This is a genomic window from Rhizobium sp. P1_E1 (assembly GCF_056406015.1).
In genome coordinates, this window is record NZ_JBFUAY010000051.1 from 17357 (window position 1) to 37673 (window position 20317).

The 20317-nt window shown below is 59.4% G+C and carries 25 protein-coding genes and 1 pseudogene; 10 read left to right on the forward strand and 16 right to left on the reverse strand.

Annotated elements, in window-relative coordinates:
- Window positions 1-63: 63 nt before the first annotated feature.
- The 7 genes from AC1D1Z_RS18380 (at window position 64) to AC1D1Z_RS18410 (ending at window position 2801) form a co-directional block, all read left to right on the forward strand.
- Window positions 64-327 (forward strand): DUF1488 family protein, encoded by a 264-nt coding sequence (locus AC1D1Z_RS18380; RefSeq protein ID WP_128403796.1) that lies wholly within the window; start codon window positions 64-66, stop codon window positions 325-327.
- Between the two features lie 79 nt (window positions 328-406).
- On the forward strand, window positions 407-769 hold the full coding sequence (locus AC1D1Z_RS18385) for a hypothetical protein (protein WP_168324290.1): 363 nt from the start codon (window positions 407-409) through the stop codon (window positions 767-769).
- A 71-nt stretch (window positions 770-840) separates the two neighbouring features.
- On the forward strand, window positions 841-987 hold the full coding sequence (locus tag AC1D1Z_RS18390) for a hypothetical protein (RefSeq protein ID WP_164902131.1): 147 nt from the start codon (window positions 841-843) through the stop codon (window positions 985-987).
- A gap of 85 nt (window positions 988-1072) precedes the next feature.
- A complete protein-coding gene (locus AC1D1Z_RS18395; RefSeq protein WP_168324289.1) occupies window positions 1073-1516 on the forward strand; it encodes a pyridoxamine 5'-phosphate oxidase family protein in 444 nt (147 codons plus the stop codon).
- 213 nt (window positions 1517-1729) lie between these two features.
- On the forward strand, window positions 1730-1966 hold the full coding sequence (locus AC1D1Z_RS18400) for a hypothetical protein (RefSeq protein ID WP_128403809.1): 237 nt from the start codon (window positions 1730-1732) through the stop codon (window positions 1964-1966).
- A 116-nt stretch (window positions 1967-2082) separates the two neighbouring features.
- Entirely contained in the window at window positions 2083-2265 is a 183-nt protein-coding gene (locus tag AC1D1Z_RS18405) for a DUF3606 domain-containing protein (RefSeq protein ID WP_105005330.1), read from the forward strand.
- 335 nt (window positions 2266-2600) lie between these two features.
- Window positions 2601-2801 (forward strand): hypothetical protein, encoded by a 201-nt coding sequence (locus tag AC1D1Z_RS18410; protein WP_128403799.1) that lies wholly within the window; start codon window positions 2601-2603, stop codon window positions 2799-2801.
- Window positions 2802-3518: 717 nt separating this feature from the next.
- Here AC1D1Z_RS18410 and AC1D1Z_RS18415 read toward each other — a convergent pair.
- The 7 genes from AC1D1Z_RS18415 to AC1D1Z_RS18445 all read right to left on the reverse strand — a co-directional run bounded on the left by AC1D1Z_RS18415 (window position 3519) and on the right by AC1D1Z_RS18445 (window position 7249).
- Window positions 3519-3704 (reverse strand): hypothetical protein, encoded by a 186-nt coding sequence (locus AC1D1Z_RS18415; protein WP_018241117.1) that lies wholly within the window; start codon window positions 3702-3704, stop codon window positions 3519-3521.
- A gap of 208 nt (window positions 3705-3912) precedes the next feature.
- Window positions 3913-4341, reverse strand: a complete 429-nt coding sequence (locus tag AC1D1Z_RS18420; RefSeq protein ID WP_130813382.1) for a DUF1515 domain-containing protein — start codon at window positions 4339-4341, stop codon at window positions 3913-3915.
- 16 nt (window positions 4342-4357) lie between these two features.
- Window positions 4358-5965, reverse strand: a complete 1608-nt coding sequence (locus AC1D1Z_RS18425; protein ID WP_477851493.1) for a hypothetical protein — start codon at window positions 5963-5965, stop codon at window positions 4358-4360.
- Window positions 5962-6174, reverse strand: coding sequence for a hypothetical protein (locus tag AC1D1Z_RS18430; protein WP_130813380.1), 213 nt, complete (start codon window positions 6172-6174; stop codon window positions 5962-5964). Before AC1D1Z_RS18430 ends, AC1D1Z_RS18425 begins: the two co-directional genes overlap by 4 nt.
- Before the next feature lie 19 nt (window positions 6175-6193).
- Entirely contained in the window at window positions 6194-6556 is a 363-nt protein-coding gene (locus AC1D1Z_RS18435; RefSeq protein WP_130813379.1) for a hypothetical protein, read from the reverse strand.
- Entirely contained in the window at window positions 6556-7020 is a 465-nt protein-coding gene (locus AC1D1Z_RS18440; RefSeq protein ID WP_477851496.1) for a lysozyme, read from the reverse strand. The genes AC1D1Z_RS18435 and AC1D1Z_RS18440 overlap by 1 nt, the downstream gene beginning before the upstream one ends.
- A complete protein-coding gene (locus AC1D1Z_RS18445; RefSeq protein ID WP_477851498.1) occupies window positions 6995-7249 on the reverse strand; it encodes a DUF7940 domain-containing protein in 255 nt (84 codons plus the stop codon). The genes AC1D1Z_RS18440 and AC1D1Z_RS18445 overlap by 26 nt, the downstream gene beginning before the upstream one ends.
- Before the next feature lie 228 nt (window positions 7250-7477).
- Here AC1D1Z_RS18445 and AC1D1Z_RS18450 point away from each other — a divergent pair, with 228 nt between their 5' ends.
- On the forward strand, window positions 7478-9502 hold the full coding sequence (locus tag AC1D1Z_RS18450; RefSeq protein WP_477851500.1) for an acyltransferase family protein: 2025 nt from the start codon (window positions 7478-7480) through the stop codon (window positions 9500-9502).
- A 160-nt stretch (window positions 9503-9662) separates the two neighbouring features.
- Here the strand turns inward: AC1D1Z_RS18450 and AC1D1Z_RS18455 are convergent, their stop codons facing one another.
- Window positions 9663-10739 (reverse strand): class I SAM-dependent methyltransferase, encoded by a 1077-nt coding sequence (locus tag AC1D1Z_RS18455; RefSeq protein ID WP_477851502.1) that lies wholly within the window; start codon window positions 10737-10739, stop codon window positions 9663-9665.
- 435 nt (window positions 10740-11174) lie between these two features.
- Here AC1D1Z_RS18455 and AC1D1Z_RS18460 point away from each other — a divergent pair, with 435 nt between their 5' ends.
- Both AC1D1Z_RS18460 and AC1D1Z_RS18465 read left to right on the forward strand, forming a co-directional pair.
- Complete coding sequence (locus AC1D1Z_RS18460) at window positions 11175-11672, forward strand: methyltransferase domain-containing protein (RefSeq protein ID WP_477851520.1); 498 nt, start codon at window positions 11175-11177, stop codon at window positions 11670-11672.
- 133 nt (window positions 11673-11805) lie between these two features.
- Window positions 11806-12006, forward strand: a complete 201-nt coding sequence (locus AC1D1Z_RS18465; protein WP_130813374.1) for a hypothetical protein — start codon at window positions 11806-11808, stop codon at window positions 12004-12006.
- A gap of 49 nt (window positions 12007-12055) precedes the next feature.
- Here the strand turns inward: AC1D1Z_RS18465 and AC1D1Z_RS18470 are convergent, their stop codons facing one another.
- From AC1D1Z_RS18470 to AC1D1Z_RS18505, 8 genes and pseudogenes are all read right to left on the reverse strand, one after another.
- Window positions 12056-13369 (reverse strand): hypothetical protein, encoded by a 1314-nt coding sequence (locus AC1D1Z_RS18470; RefSeq protein ID WP_477851504.1) that lies wholly within the window; start codon window positions 13367-13369, stop codon window positions 12056-12058.
- 280 nt (window positions 13370-13649) lie between these two features.
- On the reverse strand, window positions 13650-15008 hold the full coding sequence (locus AC1D1Z_RS18475) for a hypothetical protein (RefSeq protein WP_477851506.1): 1359 nt from the start codon (window positions 15006-15008) through the stop codon (window positions 13650-13652).
- A gap of 735 nt (window positions 15009-15743) precedes the next feature.
- A complete protein-coding gene (locus tag AC1D1Z_RS18480) occupies window positions 15744-16118 on the reverse strand; it encodes a hypothetical protein (protein ID WP_477851508.1) in 375 nt (124 codons plus the stop codon).
- Window positions 16118-17122, reverse strand: coding sequence for a tail fiber domain-containing protein (locus AC1D1Z_RS18485; protein ID WP_477851510.1), 1005 nt, complete (start codon window positions 17120-17122; stop codon window positions 16118-16120). The genes AC1D1Z_RS18480 and AC1D1Z_RS18485 overlap by 1 nt, the downstream gene beginning before the upstream one ends.
- Window positions 17088-17504: a GNAT family N-acetyltransferase gene (locus AC1D1Z_RS18490; protein ID WP_477851512.1), complete on the reverse strand. Its 417-nt coding sequence runs from the start codon at window positions 17502-17504 to the stop codon at window positions 17088-17090. Before AC1D1Z_RS18490 ends, AC1D1Z_RS18485 begins: the two co-directional genes overlap by 35 nt.
- On the reverse strand, window positions 17501-19324 hold the full coding sequence (locus tag AC1D1Z_RS18495) for a hypothetical protein (RefSeq protein WP_477851514.1): 1824 nt from the start codon (window positions 19322-19324) through the stop codon (window positions 17501-17503). Before AC1D1Z_RS18495 ends, AC1D1Z_RS18490 begins: the two co-directional genes overlap by 4 nt.
- Window positions 19321-20028 carry a phage adaptor protein gene (locus AC1D1Z_RS18500; RefSeq protein ID WP_018449507.1) on the reverse strand — a complete coding sequence of 236 codons (708 nt, stop codon included), beginning with the start codon at window positions 20026-20028 and terminating at the stop codon, window positions 19321-19323. The genes AC1D1Z_RS18495 and AC1D1Z_RS18500 overlap by 4 nt, the downstream gene beginning before the upstream one ends.
- 16 nt (window positions 20029-20044) lie before the next feature.
- A pseudogene (locus AC1D1Z_RS18505) lies at window positions 20045-20317 on the reverse strand (hypothetical protein); the annotation flags it as partial.

The window sequence follows — 20317 nt, forward strand, 5'->3', positions numbered from 1 at the left end:
GACAATCATCGCCGGGTCCGAGGTCCGCACAGCGGCTCCCGCCCACTTCCAAGGATAACCGCAATGGCACTTATCTTTCCCAACAGAAGCCGCAGCTTCGACGAAGCGAGAAAAGGTGTCCGCTTCACCGGCTATGACGGCATGTTCGAGGTCAGGTTTCTGGTCGAAGAAGCAGCGCTCGGCAGCGCGATCACCCAGAATTCTTCCGAAGCCGCATTTCTCAACGCCTTTGATGCGGCGCGTTCTTCCATTCAGGAGGCTGCATCGAGAGTCTATCAGCATCGACGCGGAAACAACTTCACGCTCACGGCTGCAGATTTTCGCTGATCGCGAGAAGTCGTAAGGCCGGTGAACTGAAACGGCCACCATCCGGCTACTGCCGGATGAGACAGGGGGAGCAAAGCATATGGTTTCCACACGATACCGCCCGAAAGACCTGAAGCTGGCGCGTCGCCATATCGTGAAGGCGGCGCATCGCGTTGCCGATCAGGAAATGCTGATCAGGAAACTATTGCGCAAAGGCAGACCCTCCGGATCGGCCTATGCGCTGCTCAGCAGGCTCTACGACGATCAACGGCGGAAACTCGATCGGCTGAAACTGATCGAAACGATGGTTGAGGTAGAAGCGCAACCCTGTATGGACGTGCCCCGCAATCCTGCCCCCTCCGCGCCACCCCTTGTGATCGTGCACAGCAGCGAGATCTCTTTGCCGGAACGGCAATCCGCCACGCCTTGTAGCGCAGATGATTGGCGCCCATATTTGGTGTAGTGGCAGCTTGTGAACGGGCGCTGCTTCCCGGGGTAATCAGAGTTATCCGGCCCCAACCAAAGGAGGGCATGATGTCTTCCACGGTACACATCCATTCGTGGAAACGCCTGGCCCAGCATATCGGCAGGTTCAGGTATATCGACTTTCTGGTGAAATCGACACCAGCCATCTGCCTGGCCTTTATCGTCTATATCATTCTCAACGATGTGTTCTGGTAGGCGCTGCAAGACTGTTGCGGCGAGCCAAGACGCTCGGCTGCCTATCAAACGAAGGGCTGAAACGCTGACGGAATTGGATAATGCGATGCAACTGCGAGAAATGGGTGAACAAGACTGCCTCGCCTTTCTGGCAGGCCACACCCGTGGCCATCTGGCATGCCTGGGCGAAAAATATCCCTATATCGTTCCCATTCAGTATGCCTATGAAAAAGACCGGCTTTTCATATTTTCCATGCCGGGCCTGAAGATTGATCTATTGCGGGCCCATTCACCCGCCTGTGTTCAGGTTGAAGAGTTCGGAGAAAACCGAACGTGGAGGAGCGTGCTTGTTCAGGGCACCTATGATGAGCTGACCGATACGCCGGCCCGGCATGACGAACGCATCCACGCCTGGTCTCTCCTGCAGAAGCAACCGTTCTGGTGGGAACCCGGATCGTTTGCCTTAAATTCGGAAAGTGAAGACAGCCCTGCTCCCTCCATATTCTTCGGCATCTCGATTGAGATGGTATCGGGAAGGCAAGTGGTTTAACATGCGGGCGTTCAGACTGACCGCGCCTTGATCCTTGATTCGAAAGGCGGCGCTGCTGCATGATATATGGAACTCCAAACAGACACCCCCAGCTAAACGCTGTCCGATACCAGCCTTTCCCATAGGGGCGCGGATTGCTTGATGCATCCTACCAACGTGGCCTGCCGAACTGGCACCGCGTTGAATGCCACGCGACCACCCATAGGGAAAACGATGACAGACGCACCTGAGAATGAAGCGCTTTTCAACATCACCGGGCACTATGTGCAGGAATTGAAGGCCGTTCTTCAAAGCGAGAGCATTGTCGAAGGCACCGACTACGAAAACAGCGCCTTTAACGAAAAACGACGGGCGGAAGGACTGCACCTGCTGCGATTCCACAAGACCGGCACCGCAACGCAGGCGACGCAGATCTGGGAAAAACATATGACGGCCCGAGCCCATCGATAAGACGGCACGAAGCCAATTCTTCGATTGATGCCGACTTGAGAGCGCCGGTTCTCCGATCCTCGGTCCGGAGACGGCGTTGGCACGTCCATCTCAACATTTCCATGGAAGGAAAAATCATGTCCAATGACAAGCCGAAAAAGATCCAACCCGCCAAAGAGGCCGTCACTGAGGCGCCCTACGAAGTCATCTATTTCGCCAAGAAACATCGTATTTCCAACGAGGATGCCAGGGACATCATCGAGAAGCACGGCGCCAATCGCAAAGAGGCTGATAAAGCCGGCCGCCGTATCAGCGTCTAGGGCAAAAAATAGCCTCGCAGGCGCTAAACTCTACGGCCTTTATTTGATGCATGTCATTATCCCAAAACCGCGCACAGTTTTGGGCGACATGCATTAGCCGCAGCTGGCTTTGCATCTGTTTGCGATGCCACGATGCAACATCAGCGGACGAATTAACCCTACTGGCTTACCTTAATATCAGCATGCGCTTGAATACATCCGCCCCTATGCCATCGTAGCTTCAACGACAACACTTCTGGTTCCTGAAGCAGCTCGCCGGAACCGTGGCCCGCCTTTCCCTGGAGAGGCCGGCTTGCCTTCAGAGGGCCCGAGCTAGATCGAATGGAGGGTATGCCATGAACAACGTCTTGGAATTTCGTCCAAAATGCCCGCATGTCGAAAGTCTGTCCGACTGCCGGGAAGCGCTTGAACCGGCCGTGATGAAAATCGTCAGCGACGCCATCGGCAGGGGGTACACGGCCGCGGAAGCCGCCATGGTGGTTGCCGATATCGCCGACGATTACATCCTCATGCTCTCGCGGCAACTGCAGCATTGATACGCTTTCCTGGCCCGCACCTGTGCCTTCTTGGGCCAGCGCAGGTGCTTCGGTCGACGCGGATCGCCGCGTCTTCGAAGGTGGGAACTTCCAACGTCCAAGTGACGAAAGACCGCTGCATAACTCGTTAAATCGGAATCGATTTAACGAGTTATGCAGCAATTCAAAGTGTTGCAGCGTCCTTTGCGCGCCTTAAAAGACGCGCGGCGCTGCAATGACCTTGCCCGCTAGCGACAGCCGGCAGCAAAGCCCCTATCATCGCGCTTGCATGAGTGGACCGCGCAGCAACTGCAGGGGTGCAGTGGTACAGGAGACGAGACCTGCCGCGCGATCCGCCGGCAAAACCCCTGATATTGTCGGAAGTTCCCCGGCTGAGATACGACGCCACGATCCCGGAAATTCCGCCGAGCGATCATTGACAACCTGCCCGGGCACGTTTGGACTGTCACACCGATAAGCTCCCGCCGGTCGAAAACCGACAGGCACATCGCAACGCCAACGAAAAACCCCGCCGGAGCGGGGCTTTCAGCGGGTCCAAGTGGAGCGAGCCGAACATTCGGCCCACGTCTTAAACAAGATCGCTCATGTCAAAACCCGGCAAAAGCACCTCTTTCGCGAGCGTTCACGGCGCTGCTCTGTTCCGCTCAATCTTTGAATCATTGCCGTAATGTGGCGTGTAGTGATCACGTGCGACGTCTTCCGCGACCCCTTCCCCACCTAACGCCACCTTGGCTGCCGGGGCGGAGCATTGGCCTGGATTTCATGGAGCGGCGCCCGAGAGCCGAGAAGTTTCTTCAGCTTCTTCTCCTCTGCCGGGCCAATCCCAAACTTGCGGCAATGTTCCGCAACATCGTGCTCTCGCGGGCCGGGAATGCGAACTTGGCGATTGCTCATGGTTTTCATGACCGTTTCCTCCTGAGAGGAAAACCAGCAGGCCGCCGTTTTGTTCGTTGGCGAGTCTAAAATTTGGAAGTTTGGTTTGCTGGTCTGCCGGGCGCCACGGCGGGCGGCGCGTAACGGGATCGCAATAGATAGGCTATCTGTAGAGCACGAGAAGCGTTTGCGCACGCGACAACCCAAGACCGGCCGCCCAGTGATCGGCGCCACCAGATCAATTGATCTTCAACCAATGCCGAAGCGCCGCAACCGCGCCATCGCTGGCATAAGCAATGATGCCGCCGATCGTCAGGCCGGCGAAGGCGATCAGGCCTGAAATGCCGTAGCCGATCGTTTTCATCCGCTTCCACTCTTCAAGCGCCGGCCCGACCGCCTCCTGGTTCTTCTCGACAGTCTCCTTGAGGGTTTTGATTTCCTCGCGGATCTGCGCATCCGCGCCGCCGCTGATCGCCACCCTGGTGTCCAGGTGGGCGATCTGCCTGGCCTGTTCGTCGAGCCGCTTGTGGATCACGGCGCGGCTGTCGTGTGCATTGGCCTTTTCGTCGCTGACCTCCTTGCGCAGAAGAGCGACGTTGTCCTCGATGCCGGTCAGTCTTCCCTCGACGCGCCCGAGAGCGCGGAGAATGTCGTCATTGGATGTCATCTCTCTCCGCGCTCGACTAGGGGTAAAATTTCAACTTTTCGGATTGCGGCAAGCGGCTGACAAATCGCAAGATCCCTTGCAGCGTCGGATGGACATAAGACGTGGTATCCAGGTTCATGCCGTGGGCCAGCAGCGCTGCATTGTCCTGGACGTTGGTAGCGAATATCTCCTGCACCTTATAGTCGGCCGTCCCGTCGCCATTGTCGGTGCGGCCATAGGTGTTTCTCGACGTCCATAGACCCGGCTGATATTCGAACATGATGCGGGTGCCGTCCGGCCCTGAAGCCGGCAGCTTGATCGTGTCCCACGTCGTCGCGCCGTCCTGATTTCCAGGATGCCCGACGACGTTTCCAAGCGGAAACATTTCAGCGGCCGGCGACTTCGTCGGATCAGTCTCCGCCGTGAAGGCAAGCAACTGATCGATGACCTTGGCGTAACGAGAACTCGCCTTGATGGTGTTGTTCACCGTCGCCAACGTGGTTGTCCATAAGGCGGGAACGGTATAGCCCGCGACCGTCCGGCCGCTGTCCGACGAAGCGGTCATGGTCGGAATTATGGTAACGCCGACGACATGGATGCCCGCCCCATAGCGCGTCTTGACGCGGTCGACCAAGCCGAGCTTGGCGTTCGACCATGTGCTTGGCGTGGCGCTGTTATCGTTGCGGCCGGACTGGTCGAGAACGAACGTCCAGATAGGCTTGCCGCCGTTGTATGTGTCTCGGATCGCGTCGATCATGGCCCAGCGCTTGGTTGACGACGTCGCCAGTTCCTGCACCGACTTCGAGCCGGGGACGCCCATGACGAGGGGTATGATACTCCCCCATACCGGATCTCGCACATCAAGCCAGCGCAGCCACATGCCCATGTTGCGCCTGGCATCGGCTGTGGCGGCAATCTCCTGGCGCTCGATGAGGCTATCGGACAGGACCATCGGAACAGGCCGGCCGTCCCACCCCTTGGCCAGAACCATTGCAGGGCCATAGGCAAGAGGCTGCGAGTTGCTCTCATTGCCGACCGTGTTATAGAACGTATCGCGGGCTGGCGTGCTCGCCCCGTTCGCCAGGGCCAGCGCCCGAATTGACGTCAGATCGGTGGCGGCCCAATATTTTTCGCCCCGATGGCGCTGGCAGCGATAGCCGCCAATATAGGTCTGCCCGATCGTACCGTGCCACACCGTTCGGATGCCGAAGACAGACCAGGCCGGCAGGGCGCTCGGCAGCGTCACCTGCCCGTAGACAATGCCGGTCGACGCCGTGACGGTCGCGGCCGCGTTACCGCCGAAGAGCACCAGGTATTCGGTGCCGTTCGGATGGATGAAAAACACCTCATCGATGGCAATATCGGCATTCGGCAAGATCGTCTCTTGCGGCGCAAGGCCGCCCTCTGTGCAGCCGAAACCCACAAAGGGAATAAGGAAATCGTTGGTTTGGTAATCAGGTGAGCCGAAGAACAGCTTCGAACATTGATAGTTCAGGTCGGCCGCGTAAGTTTGCGTGAAACCCGCCGGCCAGCGGGTGCCCGTGGCAGCCGGCATGTAGCGATCGGCATCCGGCACCCATGGCGGGGGTGCCAGGTCAGCTCCACCCATCGGATTCGTCACGGCAAGCGAAATGGCGTTCATCATCGGCGTGTTCCATATCTGCTGGTGAGGTCATGATAGAATTGCACGGTGCGCCCCTGGCGGGCATTGGCGCGCTCCAGCGCCTGTCGTTCGCGGGCAAGGATCGCGATGACAGGCTCGCCTTCGACGACAGGCGCATGCGCTTCCTGCCGGCGCAGATCATCGGGCAAGGGTGGCAGCGCGATGCCGGCCGCCGCCTGCCCCTTCGTCACCGCCGCGCTGTTCAGGCGCTCAGTGGCGGAGCAGCCACTGACGATCAGCAGCAGTGACAGCGCAAGCGCGGTTCTTTTCCGAAAGCTGAAGCTCATAGGATTGGATCTCGATTTCGAGGGTGTCTCTGGCGGCCTGCTCGGCGGCTTCTGCTGCGGCGAGGCGCTTGCGGTGCTCTTCGGTCGCCTGGGCGGCGGCGTTGCGCTGGCGCTCCATCTCGGCGGCCTGGGCCTCGGCTGCGCCCTTCTCGGCCAGCAGAACGTAGCCGGCGCGCGCCTCGCGGACCGCCGAGGGATAGCCGATCGAGACGGCATAGAGATGATAGAGCAGAAGGCCGGCGGCGATGCCGGCGCCCATCTTGAGCGTGTCGAGGATGGAGAACATCAGATGCCCTCGAGGCAGAAGGCGCGTTCTTTCTGCCGGCGCCGCGTCAGGCCGGGAAAGACGATGCCGGCAGCGCGGTTCCACTTCAAAAGCGCCTCGCAGCCCTCGGCCGTCCTGCCCTGGTTGATGAGCTTGACCGCGCTCGACCCACAAGCCGCCTTGACGCCGACATTATAGGCAAAGGAGGTCAGCGCCACGAAGCGGGCATCCKGCAGCGGCACGCGCACACAGCTTTCAACGCCCCCGGCATAGGTCTTGAGATCCAGCGCCAGGAGCGCCTTGCACTGCTCCACCGTCCTGTGATCCCCAGGCTTCACGCCATTGGTGCTGCCATAACAGATCGTCCAGGGCTTTCCTTGCGTGGCCGGATCGGGATAGGCATTCTGGCGCAGCCCCTCGAACGATCCAACGAGCGCCACGGCCATAGCCGCGGCGGCACTACCCTTCTGCAGGCGGTTTGCCATTCAGATCTCCTGAGATTTTCTGCTGGACGAAGATGCGGGCGATAATCGCCGCAGCGGCCAAGAGGCCTGTGATCACCGACATGGCGAGCTGGATGTAGATGTTGCGGGATACCCAGGTCGCGGCGACGAAGGTGTAGACGGGCTCAACGATGATGAAGAGCAGGGCAAGCGCCATGAGGCGGACGCTCCAGGCGTGTTTCAGCACTGCGCGCCAGTTGTGGACGAGCATGGGGACTCCGGGGATATTGATGAGATAAGACACGCCGCTCCTACGTAGAGACGGAGCGTGGATTTATCCGTTGTTGAGGTCACCTTATGCGGCGATTGGGGTTCGGTTTTTACGCCGGAGCGAAATCGATACTGATGCCAGCATTCGTGATGCCCCCAGCAAAAGACGCCCCTACCGTTGATTTGCTCGCCTCTGCGTGGTAGCCGCGGTTAGCGAGGAACAGACAAAATGAACATATCGACAGGCCGCCCGGTTGGCGCGTCACCGATTGATCGCAGCGTTCACGGGATAGGATATCGTCCAGACATTGACGGCCTGCGGTCGGTGGCAGTCCTGTCGGTCGTTATCTTCCATGCATTTCCGACCGTACTGCCGGGCGGCTTCATTGGCGTCGACATTTTCTTCGTGATTTCCGGTTTCCTGATCTCGACGATCCTGCTGGAGAACCTGAACCACGGTCGTTTCAACCTTCTCGATTTTTACGGCCGGCGCGCTCGACGCATTTTTCCTGCCTTGGCGATCGTGCTTGCAGCGACCGCGACGTTTGGATGGTTCGCCCTTCTCCCCGAGGAATACAAGGAACTGGGCAAGCACATCGCCGGTGGCGCCGGCTTTGTGTCAAACCTGGTGCTTTGGCAGGAAAGCGGTTATTTCGACAGCGCGGCGGAAATGAAACCGCTGCTTCATCTATGGTCGCTCGGAATCGAAGAGCAATTCTACATTGTCTGGCCAGCGGTCCTCTGGGCCGTGTTCAGATTTCGTCTTCCGAAGTTGCCGATCATCCTGCTTTTTGCCGCGCTGTCGTTCATCGCTAATGTGGCGAGCGTCCACGCCCACCCGGTTGCAACTTTCTATTCGCCCCTCACCCGGATATGGGAGCTGCTCATCGGCGCAGCGCTCGCACAGGTCTTGATCGATGGGCGCAGTAAACGGCCCTCCTTTGTCGGCGTGATTGCAAACCGGATGAGTGCCTCTAGTTTGACGGCCACAACAGGCGCGATTCTGATCGGTGTGGCGCTCGCGTGTCTTTCGGCGGCAAGCACTTTCCCGGGCTGGCGCGCGCTTTTTCCGAGTGTTGGAGCAGCCCTTCTCATCCTTTCCGCCTCCGGCAATTGGATCAACGCGAAGCTACTCGCCAATCGCCCGATGGTATGGATCGGCCTCATCAGCTTTCCCTTATATCTCTGGCATTGGCCGCTGTTGGCGTTCGCTCGCATCATCGCAGGAGAAACACCGAGCCTAGAGACTCGGGCAGCGGCTGTTGTCGCGGGATTCGCCCTGGCGACGGGCACCTATCTGCTCATCGAAACGAATATTCGCCGCAAGTGGAAGTCCCGCGCCATTACGATGACGCTAACCTATATCGTCTGCTTGGTCGGCATAGCCGGCTATTCGATCTATCTCTACAACGGCGCCCCGATACGTGAGGGCGTCGCGATGGATGCGAAGATCCACGAGCAGTTGGAAGGCACGACCTGGAAATACACGAGCAACGACATCTGCAAAGCCAAATATCCGCCGAATTTCCGATACTTCTGCACACAGACGCGTGAGGGTTCCCCCACGATGATCCTTCTCGGGGACAGCTATGCGAATGCCCTGGTAGCCGGACTTGTGGCCAATCCGGCGACGAAGGATGAGATAATCTTGTCATATGGTTCATGCGATCCAAGCGCGTCCGCCGGAGATCCGGAGATCAAGACACAGTGCGAGACGCAGGACCAGATCATCTCCGAGACGCCAAGCCTGCGATATGCGATCCTGGAAGCTAAATGGCCTCGATTTGACAGTGCTGGCCGCCTGATCGATTACTTTACGAAAATCGCCGCAAACGATGCCGCATGGGCTCCGCGCTACCGGGATGGTCTCGACAAGCGAATTTCATTTCTCGAATCGAAAGGAATCAAGGTCTTCCTTTTTGGCCCCAAGCCTGAGATCGACTATGAACCCAAGTATTGCTTTGCCCGGCCATTCACACAGCCGGCGAAGAATTGCCAGATGACTGAGGTCGAAGTTCTCGATAAGCAGCACGAATTGTCCCTGGTGCTGAAAGATGTTCTCGCCAAGCATCCAAACGTGACGTTCTTCGACGCCAACTCCATCTTCTGCAAAGACGCGGTTTGCAGCCTCAAGACCAGGGATGGATTGCCGATGCTGCGAGACAAGGTGCACTATTCGCAATATGGAAGCGCGATAGCTATCGACCTATTTGTGAAGCAGGCGCAAAGCGAAGGGTACTTCAGGGGGCATTGAGTCCGCCTCCTTCCAAAACGCATTTCCATGATATGGCCTTTCCATGATATGGCCCAAGCAGGTTTTGCGCCGGCTTAGAAGGCCAAGCGGCAACCCAGCGCTAAGCCGGAGTAGCCGTCACCGTCGCGGTGTGGGGAGAATAAGACTCGTCGAACGTCATCTATTTCCGAATTGAGAAATAGAAGTCCTTATGATTGTCTTCATGGATGATTTGGTAGGATGAAAACCCATGCTCTTCCACTGCCGTATCGAGAAGTACCTTCAGATTGTCTTTGTCATAGTAGTGCGCATGGATGGAACTGTTCTTCTCCATCATTTCCTTCGCTGATTCCCTCATGCCGCGAAGAGTGAAGTATCGTTCATAGTGGCCTTCGTTAGGCCTCCAAATTCCAGCTTCAAATTCGGCGCGGATCTCATCGATCGTCGATGGCCTTCCTATCGAATCCTTTGTCGAATGCATCTCAGGGATGATCGCCAGTATTACGCCGCCGGCCGCCAATTTCTCCCGCCATCTGGCCAGATGCCCAAGTGGATTCGCGAGATGCTCAAAAACGTGGCTGCTGAAAATGAAATCGAGTGACCCATCTTCTGCCGGCAGATTGTCGGCAGTGCCGATGACATACTTTGAGAAATCCGCCGTTGCTGTTCCGTATTTGCCGGTTGGATCGTAGAGTTCCGCCCATTTTTCGATAGGCATTTCCTCCAGATAACGCACCGACGTGCTGCTGCTTTCGTGAACCTGAGGTCTTGGGCCGGGACCAATTTCGATGCCGCGGCCCACAGCAAGCTTGAGAAGCTCGTTACGATCAAGAGCCTTGTGGACCAGTAGCTCAGCGACATAGCCTCTCGGCACTTTGAAGGACAAATGCAATTCAGCATCGTCAGGAATGGAGCCATCTCTTTTGTTCCATGGCATGGGAACCGGCACCGCCGATGTATCGAACCTGAAACTTTTGTCGGCCATCTTCCTCCCATGCTTCTCCAAGCTGATTTTGCCCTTGGCGCTTGTGAAGAATGAGGCCTTGGCAACCTTGCGGAGCCGCACAAACCAGCCGATTTCATCCGGAAGAGCCGCCAGTCGATAGACCTTATCGATGCCGCTTATCGTGAAAGCCGCTTCGTTTGCAAATTCGACGGCACGCCAGATATTCTCATCGTATCGAGCCTTTATCTGACGCCAGTCTCCTTTGGACGTCAGGCGCTTATCACTGCGGTTAATCAGATCAATGAGATTCATGCATGGCCCCGGTTCGATGGTGGGCCGACCGTTCTCCATCCACAATTGCAAGTCAACCCCACCTTACTTGGGTCCGCTGAATTTCCTGGTGGTATAAGTGAGCTTCGCGGAAACAGCGGGTATATCGCCTTGCCAGAGCGCTGATGAGTGGAAAACTCCAGTTCCAAACTGGCCCATTAACGGGGGCACGTCGATATGTTTCCTTGAGTTCGGGGGCACGGTGGAACTAAGATTGATTTAGTTGCCCCTGCGTGATAGCGGCGAAGATGGCTGGTCACGATTTACTTATAGCAGCAGGCCACCGTATTGCCCTTAGTTGATCCACAAGAAAGTTGGAACTTGTTCAAAAGGCTAATTCGACCTTTTCGCAGACCGGCTACCCTCCCCGAGGGCGCCGATGAGTTCAACTGCGGCGGCCAAACTGCCAACTCCTGGATGGACAGGGCGAACATTTCCGCCGATCTGATAGCGAAAGCGGCGGCGCTAAGTGGGAGGCCCCAGCTGAGTTTAGCAGACATTGGATGCGGTGACGGGAAATTAGGGCCTTTGGTCGCCTCCAAAAAGGCCGGCTTCACTTACCGCGGGTTTGACCTACACCCTCAGAGGAAGGAAATAACGCCATTTGACCTGAGGAAGGACAAGCTGGAGGATCGATATGACGTTATCGCTCTTCTAGGAGTGCTTGAATACATCTCCGACCTACAATCTGTGTTGCGCCATCTTCGGGACCACTGCAGCTATTTGGTCGTCAGCCATGTCTCAAATCGAGTTGGGATGAGCGCAGACGAGATGGCCAAGTTGAACTGGACAACCRTGCTGTCCAAGGGCGCATTTTCTTCCGAGTTGATAAAAGCTGGCTTCTCCATCGTCGAGGATCGGACCACTGCAAATGGCCAGACGGTAATCTGGCTTTGCGAAGTGGCTACACGGTAAAGGCTGGAAGCTTGGGCTTTCCCCTTTTCTCGGCGCGGCCTGGTCGGAGAAAGCCGACCGCAGGTCGAAGCATTCCGTCGCGATATGGTACCTGCGCCCACTTTTCCCCGCCAGGATTTTCTGACGAGGCAGAGTGGGCGAAAATCCCGCGAACTGGAAAACGGCTGTGAAGGCTCGATACGGCCATATTCTTCAGCGTTATGCTGTTATTGGCATCGGCTGTAACGATTGTAACATTGCCAGACTGGCTCAATGCGACAGGACGGAAGAATCTCTGAAGGTCTACCCTCGCTTCGTCGCGGGCGCCAAGGTCATGCCCGGTGCCGGCACCTGAAAACTCCAACAATATCACAGTTTTCATTCTCTCGCGCTGTAGACTGTCGTTATCCCCAAAGCCTCTTGCATTGCCAGTCGCGCCAACCACGGATGTAGCCTAGGCAGGTGCCGGTCCCAGTCCTATCAAAGTAGCGGTAAACCTGAGCAGCAGTGTTCGTCCGCACATATTCCGGAGACGCCATGGTGCCATTAGCGTTGACACCACTTGGACCCCAGCAGCGCAGACGGACTATTATTGCGTTGCTGCTGGACGCGTTCGCCCAGTAGGCCACGAGGTCGCTGTTTTGCTGGCCGCTGGCCTCCAGATCCAGGTACGCATCCACAGAGAGACCAACGGGGCAAACCGGCAGGGTGAAGAGCGTAGGGGGAGTGTTTGTGCCGGTGGAGCTGAATGCGAGGTTATTGCCCATATAGACACAGTTGCCGTCCTGGACGAACTGGTTGACCTGACCGGAGCTGTTGGTGAGGACGATTCCAACGCGACTGCCGGAAAGCCTTTCCCATCCGGGCGGAGCGGTGGGCGTCAGATTGAGAGAGGCCAGGTAGTCGCTCTCTCCCGTCGTTGTGTTCCGGATGGCAAAAAGAAAATAGGTCTTGCTGGCCTGCACCGCCCCTGTGTCCAGCATGCCCGCCGCGTTGCCTGCCGCGAACGCGGCGTTGAGCAGCTTTGTGTATGCGGGTAGCAGGTGCTGCTTACCGCCGAAAAAGCCGACTCCTGCTGAAAACGAGATCGTCGTGTTGTTGACCCATGCCGGGACGCAATCAAGGAAAAAGTCGAACCTTGCATTCAGATCTTCGCAGTAGAAGGCGGTTCCCGAGCACACGAATTTGACGGCATAGCCGTCGGGAACGGTGAAGGTCGGAGCGCCATTGATCGTGTCCGATCCGCTCGGTGCGACATTGACGCTCACGCCGTCGGCCAGGACGGTGACGTGCCAGTCTTTGCCGAGATCGGCGCTGTCGTCGAATGTGAGCGTCTTTCCCGCCGCGGTGAAGCGGAAATAGGCGCCCTTATCGCTCGCCAGCGCGGTGTAGTTGTCGGTCTTTTCGGTATAGACGAGTGCAGGGTCAAAACTGGCGTCTACGCCGTTCTGAGTGAACCCGAGCAGGCCGCCGCCTTTCAGATAGAGGCCGGTCTGCGGGTTCGAGGCGAAGCCGACACCGGGTGCGGAAACCGCTCCGCTTGCGGCCTTGATCGGCGCGACCATCGGCGCCGAGCCATCACGCGGCAGCGAGTTGGTGATTTCGTTGCCGAGGTCGGTGGTCAGCGCGTTCCACGGCACGGGGTCGATGACCTGGCCGACGGAAGGTGTCGTTCCGGCGGGCTTGGAATAGACGCCGGTGGATGGATTTCTGGGCATTGACCTTCTCCAAAGAAAAAGGGCCCCGCGAATTGCGAGGCCTCGAATCGTATAGTATCGGTTGCGGCATGCAGCGTGATCACGAGCCGAACCAACCGCCACACAGAGCGATCAAGATCGTCGCGATGCTCATTGCCGTCGTGACGCTTGCCTCATGGTCCCAGCTCAGGACAGGCCCCGCCAGGTGGGTGGTCGATCAGTTTCCGATCGAGTTGACCATGTTTCTCGCCGGCGCGTTCACGGCAGGGCCGATCTGCTTTGCCTTCGAGGGTGGCGGAGATTATTTATGCTCCTCGCCTGGCAAGAGCGGATAGGCAGCTCTCCCCCCACCACCCTGGACGAGCGCGTTGATCAGCGCCATGCGTTGCTGGTCGATGATGTTTTCGGGTCCCAGGCGGCTAAGCGCCTCCATTAGCGCATCACGCTGGTCCCCGCGAAGCACACTCAACGGAGCGACTTCATCGGCAACGCGAGCTGCGTGGGCGCCTGCATTCCCCTCAAGGAGGGATCGCGCGAGACGGCGAGCCGTGGTCAGGCCGAGGTCGGTCCAGCTCTTATCCGTTGGGATTTCTGGAGCCTTGGATACCTCGCCGAGATATTTCTCAAACCCAGCCTGCCTTGCCGTGTCAGCTGCGCTGGTTACACCATTTGCCGTGTCGGCAAAAAGGGCTTCGCGATCGATGGTATTGAGTGACGCATCGGCTTTTTCTGGCCCGAACATCATGCCCAGTTTTTCGCGATTCCAGTCGCCTTTGCCGCGAACGATCTTGCGTAGCGCGTTCATATCACTGGCTTCGGTTCCAACCGCACGATAGATGTCGCCAAGCGTTCCCTGCCGCATGCGCGCCGACTCCGCAGAAGGACCTATCAGCGTACCCTGCGGTTCGGCACCCGCCACCAGTTTCTCCTGAAGCTCTGTGGGGTGCATGGCGCGCGGCCCATCGGCGAGAACGGATTGCCCCTGGGCCAGCCCCGCCCTCTGGCGGCCCAACTCGTCAACTTGCGCATCGATGGCCTTCACCTCAGGGACAGCTCGAGCAAGAGCGTCATCGATCATCCCACGGGCATTTTTGAGCACGCTGATGACTTTTGAATTTTTCTCGCTCGCCAAGATACCGTCGATTGCGTCGCGTGTCGCGAACGCTATCGCTGGATCGGAGGCGACGGTGTCTTTCCCAAAGTCATTGAGCATGTTCCTGACGCGAACAAGCTTACCCTGGGCATCATCGCGCAGGTACGGGATCGAGTTATCCAGATCATTCGCGATCGATGTGAAATCGTAAGGCGGCTGCCCGCGAACCGCCGCAGGGCGAAGGTTTTCCACCTGTTCCCGAGCCGCGTCCAATTCGCTGTCGATAGCAGACGGGACAGGATCTGGCCCAAGGTTTGTCTCGAAGTCCGACCTGAGACGGGCACCTGCCATAGAGCCACGCTCATTCAGAGGATCCACGACCTTGCTCCGCGTGGGTTCCCGGGCTGCACCGCTCTTGGCGGCGCCGCGCCATTCTGGCGAGACGTCTGCTGGCATCGCCTCAGATCCGAGCTTGTCGAAACGGTCACGACTCGCCGCAAGCTTATCCGCATCAGAAACGTTCTTCGCGAGCCAATTGCGAGCATCCGTGGTCAGGTCTGCTAGCATATCCCGCGCCGGCTTTGAGGCCACCTCGTCTCCAAGGAGCGCGCGCGTGAGAGCCTTTACGCCCTGGGCACTTGCTTTGACACCGGCTCCGATGACTTCCCCTGCTAAGGGACCAGCTAGTCCAAGCAGTCCCCCTTCAATTGCACCCCGGCGAGTTTTTTCGGGATCGCCGCCACTCCTCACGTGAGCGTCCGCGGCACCAATACCGCTGCCGGTCAAGCCCGAGACCAGCGAGCGCGCCAACATGCTGCCCCCGGCAGCGCCGAATGCTTCGGGTGCAGCCACGACGGCCGGAATAGTTCCACCAACCGCACCGACTATCTCCCCTGCTGTGTTGACATTAGGATGCGCAATCTTGGCCTCTTGATCGCGGGCGTTCACAACCCGGAGTTGATCCTCATAACTCCCTCCGTGTAGGAGGGGACGGAGATGAGCGGCTGCCTTTTTCACTCCCCCGAGAAGATATGGGCCGGCAATAGGTATGCCATCGACGACGCCAGCCAGGCCGGTTAGGGCCTGGCCGTAGAGCCCCCCAGTTTCAAGAGCCGCCAACCCCTCCTCATACGTTAGATGACGCCCGGAAGGTAGTTGCGGCGGCTGATCTTGGGGTTCCCTGTGCTGCACCCGGGCTCGCGCGCGGGCAATGGCTTGCATCTGCTCAGGTGTCAATTCTGTCATAGTTTACGCTCCGCTGGCGTCATCGCGCCCATACATCAACCGGGACCCCTGCCGGGGCTAGGAAATTCTTGGGAGGCCGACATTTCCTGGTAGCTTCGTTTTCGGGATCGACGAGCCAGTTGCGCCAGGTGCCGTCTCTTTCGATACACCGAACAGTGATGGCAGGAGGCCGGCAGCCTTCGCCGGCGGAGGTGAAGGCGCGCCCGTCGGCGCGGCGGGAGTCTCGGCAGTCCCCGTCCGCTGCTCCTCATTCTGCTGCCTGATCTCCAGCCCGCCCATGAGCGCCTGCGCCAGCCGTGCCGCCCCTTGCCAGGGCGATTGCACCGGGCTCGAATCCATACCCTGCTGCAGCATGGCGTAAGCCAGCCGCTTGCGCTGGTCGCTAAGGTCGCCCTGCGTCTTGCCGGTGTCGCCGCCGAAAATGAACGCCATCAGCCCACCGCCTTTTCGTAATCGACGCGGTCGAAACCGTCTGCATGTTCGAACACCGCGTCCGGATGAATCTTGCGGACATCGTCGGACATCAGGCCGATCTGGGTCGGGCCGCCGTCCTTGTAGCGGAAGGCGTAGACCGGCAGGCCATTCTCCAGCGTGCCGACGCGTTTGATATTTTCCTTCAGCCGCCGGTCGGACTTCGCCCAGCCGCCGAGCAGCGAGCCGCCGAGGCCGAAGAGGCCGCCCATCGCCGCATTTGACTGCGCGACCTGCTGGTTGTAACCGGCCATCTGCTGATTGAAGTTCTCGTTGATGAGCCCGGCCTGGTCGACCGTCGGAAGCTGCGTCGTCGGCGTGTTGACATAGTTCGGTTGGTTCACCTGCGAGCCCGACATCAGCGCCGAAATCTCGTTCAGCGGCTGGTTCCGCTCGGTCAGGATCGAGTTCTGGGCATTCGAATACATGTCGCCGAGATACTGGTCGGAGGCGGCCTGCTTGCGCGTCGAAAAATCGCGTAGCGCATTGTTATAGGCGGCCGAGCCCATCGAAATGCCCTTGTCGGCCAGGCTCTGATCGAGGCTTGCCTGATCGCGGTCCCACTGGTTGTTGAAGCCGGACTGCCAGTGATCGTTGACATATTTGTCGACATTGCCGGCGCTGAGATCGACATTGGTGCCGAGGATGCCCGAAATCTTGCCGGTCTGGTCGTTGGCGAGCTTGGCAAGGCCGAGCTGTGTCTGCTGTGTCTGGTTGTAGATCGCCTGGTTTTGCGGCGAATAGGTCTGATAGGCCGAATAGGTCGGCAGTTGGTAGGTCTTGCCGTTCTGGTCGGTCATCGTCTGGTAGCCGCTGACCTTGTATTCCAGCGAACCATCCGGCGTGTACTGGTTGGTGTGGCTCAAGCCCGCATTGGCGATGGCGGTGTCGACGTTGGTGGCCGTCTGCGCCGCTGCGGTCTGTGTCGGATCAGGCGCCTTCGGAGCCTTCGGCGTGGAGACCATAGGGAAAATCCTCTTTCATGATTGCGTAAAGCAGCGCGTCGCAGTCGCCGAAATAGGCTTGCTGGCGGCCTTCCAGACGGGCGCCGAGCCGCGCCAGAACCGTCTGGGCCTCGACATTGTCGGCGCGGGTCCTTGCGGTAGCGCGGCGGCAGCCGAGCTGAAGCACGACATAGTGAAAGACCGATCGCATCAGCGTCAGCGTCAGCCGGTCGGCGGCAAGCGAAACCTCGACGTCATGCGCGGTCCAGATATTGAAGACGAAGCCGGCGATGATCCGGCCGCGGTCGACATGGGCGAGCGTGGTGTAAGGTGGATGGAAGGTGACGCCGATCCTGTTGCCGACCCAGGCCGCGATATCCTCGCGCGGTTCGGAGACGATCAAATCGGCGCGCCCTTTTCGTAAAGCACGGAGCCGCCGACCACCGCCGCCTCGGAGACGGAGCCTGATGAACCCGAGATCAGCGCGCGGATCGTCGGCGCGAGCGCCGAACCCGCGCCACCGGCGGAGGCGAATTTGCGGACGAGCGAAATGCCGGGGAATTTCGCGACACCCCAGATCGCCGCTCCCCATTTCGCCGCCGCATTGTTTTCGACCGAGGACAGAAGGGCTGTCGGAATCTTGGTCTGATAGTCCACGGAAATCCCGGCATACATCAGCGTCGACACCCCGATCTGCGCCGTCACCCCGATCAACTTCGAGAGCTTGGTCGAGAGCCCGTCGCCATAGCGGCTCCAGGCGCCGACCATCAGCGCATCGATCGCCACGCCATTGTCGTTGGCGCCGACCTCGGCCTCATAAACGGTGCCGTCGCCCGCGCCGAAGAACAGCCGGTCCTGCCATGTCGCCCAGCAGGAAGCCGGCATGCCGACGAAGCGGCACCAAGCCCCGGTTTCGGTGTTCATCACATATTGATAGGGGCCGAAGGAGGACGGCAGGTTGACGATCGCCATCTGCCGCGCCGGGAAGCTCGAAAGCTGCCACTCCTCAGAGGTCGTGCCGATTGCAGCCACGGTCTCGCGCCAGGTCGGGCCGATCTTGGCGGTGATCGCCCCGAGGCTGGTGGCGCCGCGATCGAGCTGCACGGCCTTGGTGATCGGCACGATGCCGTCGGTCGTCATGATGGCGAGATCGGCGCCGACGGAGAGGAGGCATCGATCCGTGCCGAGCGGCCGGCCGAGCTTGAAGGTGCCGATCAGCCCCCAATTGGAAGCATTCGAGGGATCGGAACCCTGGAAGACGATCACCTCACCTTCCGAGGAGATCAGCACCAGGCACTGCTGCAGGCCTGTCGAAACGGGGATGGTCCAGACGTTGATCGCAATCAGCGTGCCGCCATATTTCATGTTGCCGCCGACCGGCAGGACCGTCGCCAAGCCGCTGACGGCGTCGGTGGCGAGATACCAGACATTGGTCGAATTCTTCTCGATGAACCACAGGCGCGAGCGATAGGCCGTCACCGCGATCAGCAGCGAGGCATCAGGAATGCCCGTGATCATCGTCGAGGGGACGTAAGGAGTGGCGACCGCGCCCTTTTCAAGCTGCGCATTGCTGACCGTTCCCGAAACGGTGACGACAAGCGTGCCGGCCGCGGGCGTGAAGGTGAGCGACACCCGGTTGTTGACGCCCGTGCCGTTCAGCGTGCCGGTGAAGGCGCCGGAAAGGGTGACGGAGCCGGTGCCGAAGAAGCTTAGCGTATAGGGCGTGTTCCTGACGGCAACGTTCTGGGTGGCGAGTGTGGCCGTGCCGACCAGAAAATTGTTCGTCCAGGCGGTGCCGTTGAAGAGCAGCGGCGTGTCGAGGCCGTTGACGAGGCGCAGAAACTCCTGGCCGGCCGGGTTGGTATATTGCTGCACCGACCAGTGGGCGCTTGCCAAACCCGAGACGACGGGCGCGCCGACGGCGCCGCCGGCCGTCACGTCGAAAATCTTGTCTCCGGCGGCGGCAAAGAGCCTGTTGCCGACGCCCGAATAGGGAATGACCGTCTGCACGTCGGCGCCAAGACCGGCGGCGAAGGCGAGGAAGCCATAGCGGGCGCGAACGCGGTTTGCCTCGGGAAAGAAATTGTCGAGCTGGAACGCCGCATCCGCGGGCATATCCGCCATCTCGACATCGGTTCGCCAGCCGCCGATCGGCGCGATCCAGTCTTTGCTTGGCGAAACGCGGCGGGTACGCCCATTTTGAGGGACAGGTCTGCGGGTCATGGGTTTGGAACCGTGATGGTGCCGGGCCAATAGTTCTCGGGCGCCTGCCCCCTCACCGGCAGGGAGAGGTCGACGGGGCTTGCGGCGCGATCGGCGCCGATGGCAGCTTCCTTGGATCGTTCGAAACTGGCGATCTCCTCGCCATAATCGAGGCCCTTTGCCCGCTTCCAGCGCCAGATCAGCGAAAGCTCGAGAAGATCTTCGGGAAAACGGGCCGTATCCGTATCGTTCGCCCAGGTGCCGGCAGTGGTCGTGCCGCCATTCACCGCCACCCAGAAGCCGGAGATATAGGCATATTCCATCGTCTCGCCTGGAGCGTTGGGGTGGATGTCGAGCTTGCCGCCGAACATGCGCCAGATCTGAGGAACCGGGTTTGAATTGAGGACGGTGTTACGCTGCCAGCTCTGCGGCTCAACAGGGCCATTGAGCGACCAGAGGCGTGAGGCATTCCAGATCTTCGAATTGGCAACGAAGCGGTCCCAGTCGCCGGGCGGTTCGGCCGGCTCCGGATTTGCGCCCGTCGTTGTAAATTGCCGCTGCGCCATCAGCGTCGACCAGTCATGCTCGCGCATCAGGTCGCGGCCGGCGCGGGTGGAGAGGATGCGCAGCTGCATGATCTGCGGATCCGCCGAGGACATCACGGCCGTCGGCGGATCGAGATCGATTTCCGCGCAGACGTTCTGAATGATGGTCAGGAGCGACATGTGCGGGATCTCCGGTTCAGGCGGCGGCGCGGCCGCGGGACTTGTTGCCGGCTTGGTTGCTGCCTGGGCGTTCGTTTTCGAGCGCCTCGAAGCGGGAGGCCATCTCCCTCATCTGCTCCTGCAGGCGCGTCACCTCGCCCTTCAGCCGCTCGTTTTCGGCCGCAAAGGCCGAGGCAGCGCTGGAGTTCTCGGCGGTTGCCAGATAGGCCCGGGCGGCGGCGACGAGCTCGTTCGCCCCCATGCCGATCTTCTGCTTGACGGTATCGGAGAGTGCTGCGAGCTGCTCGAC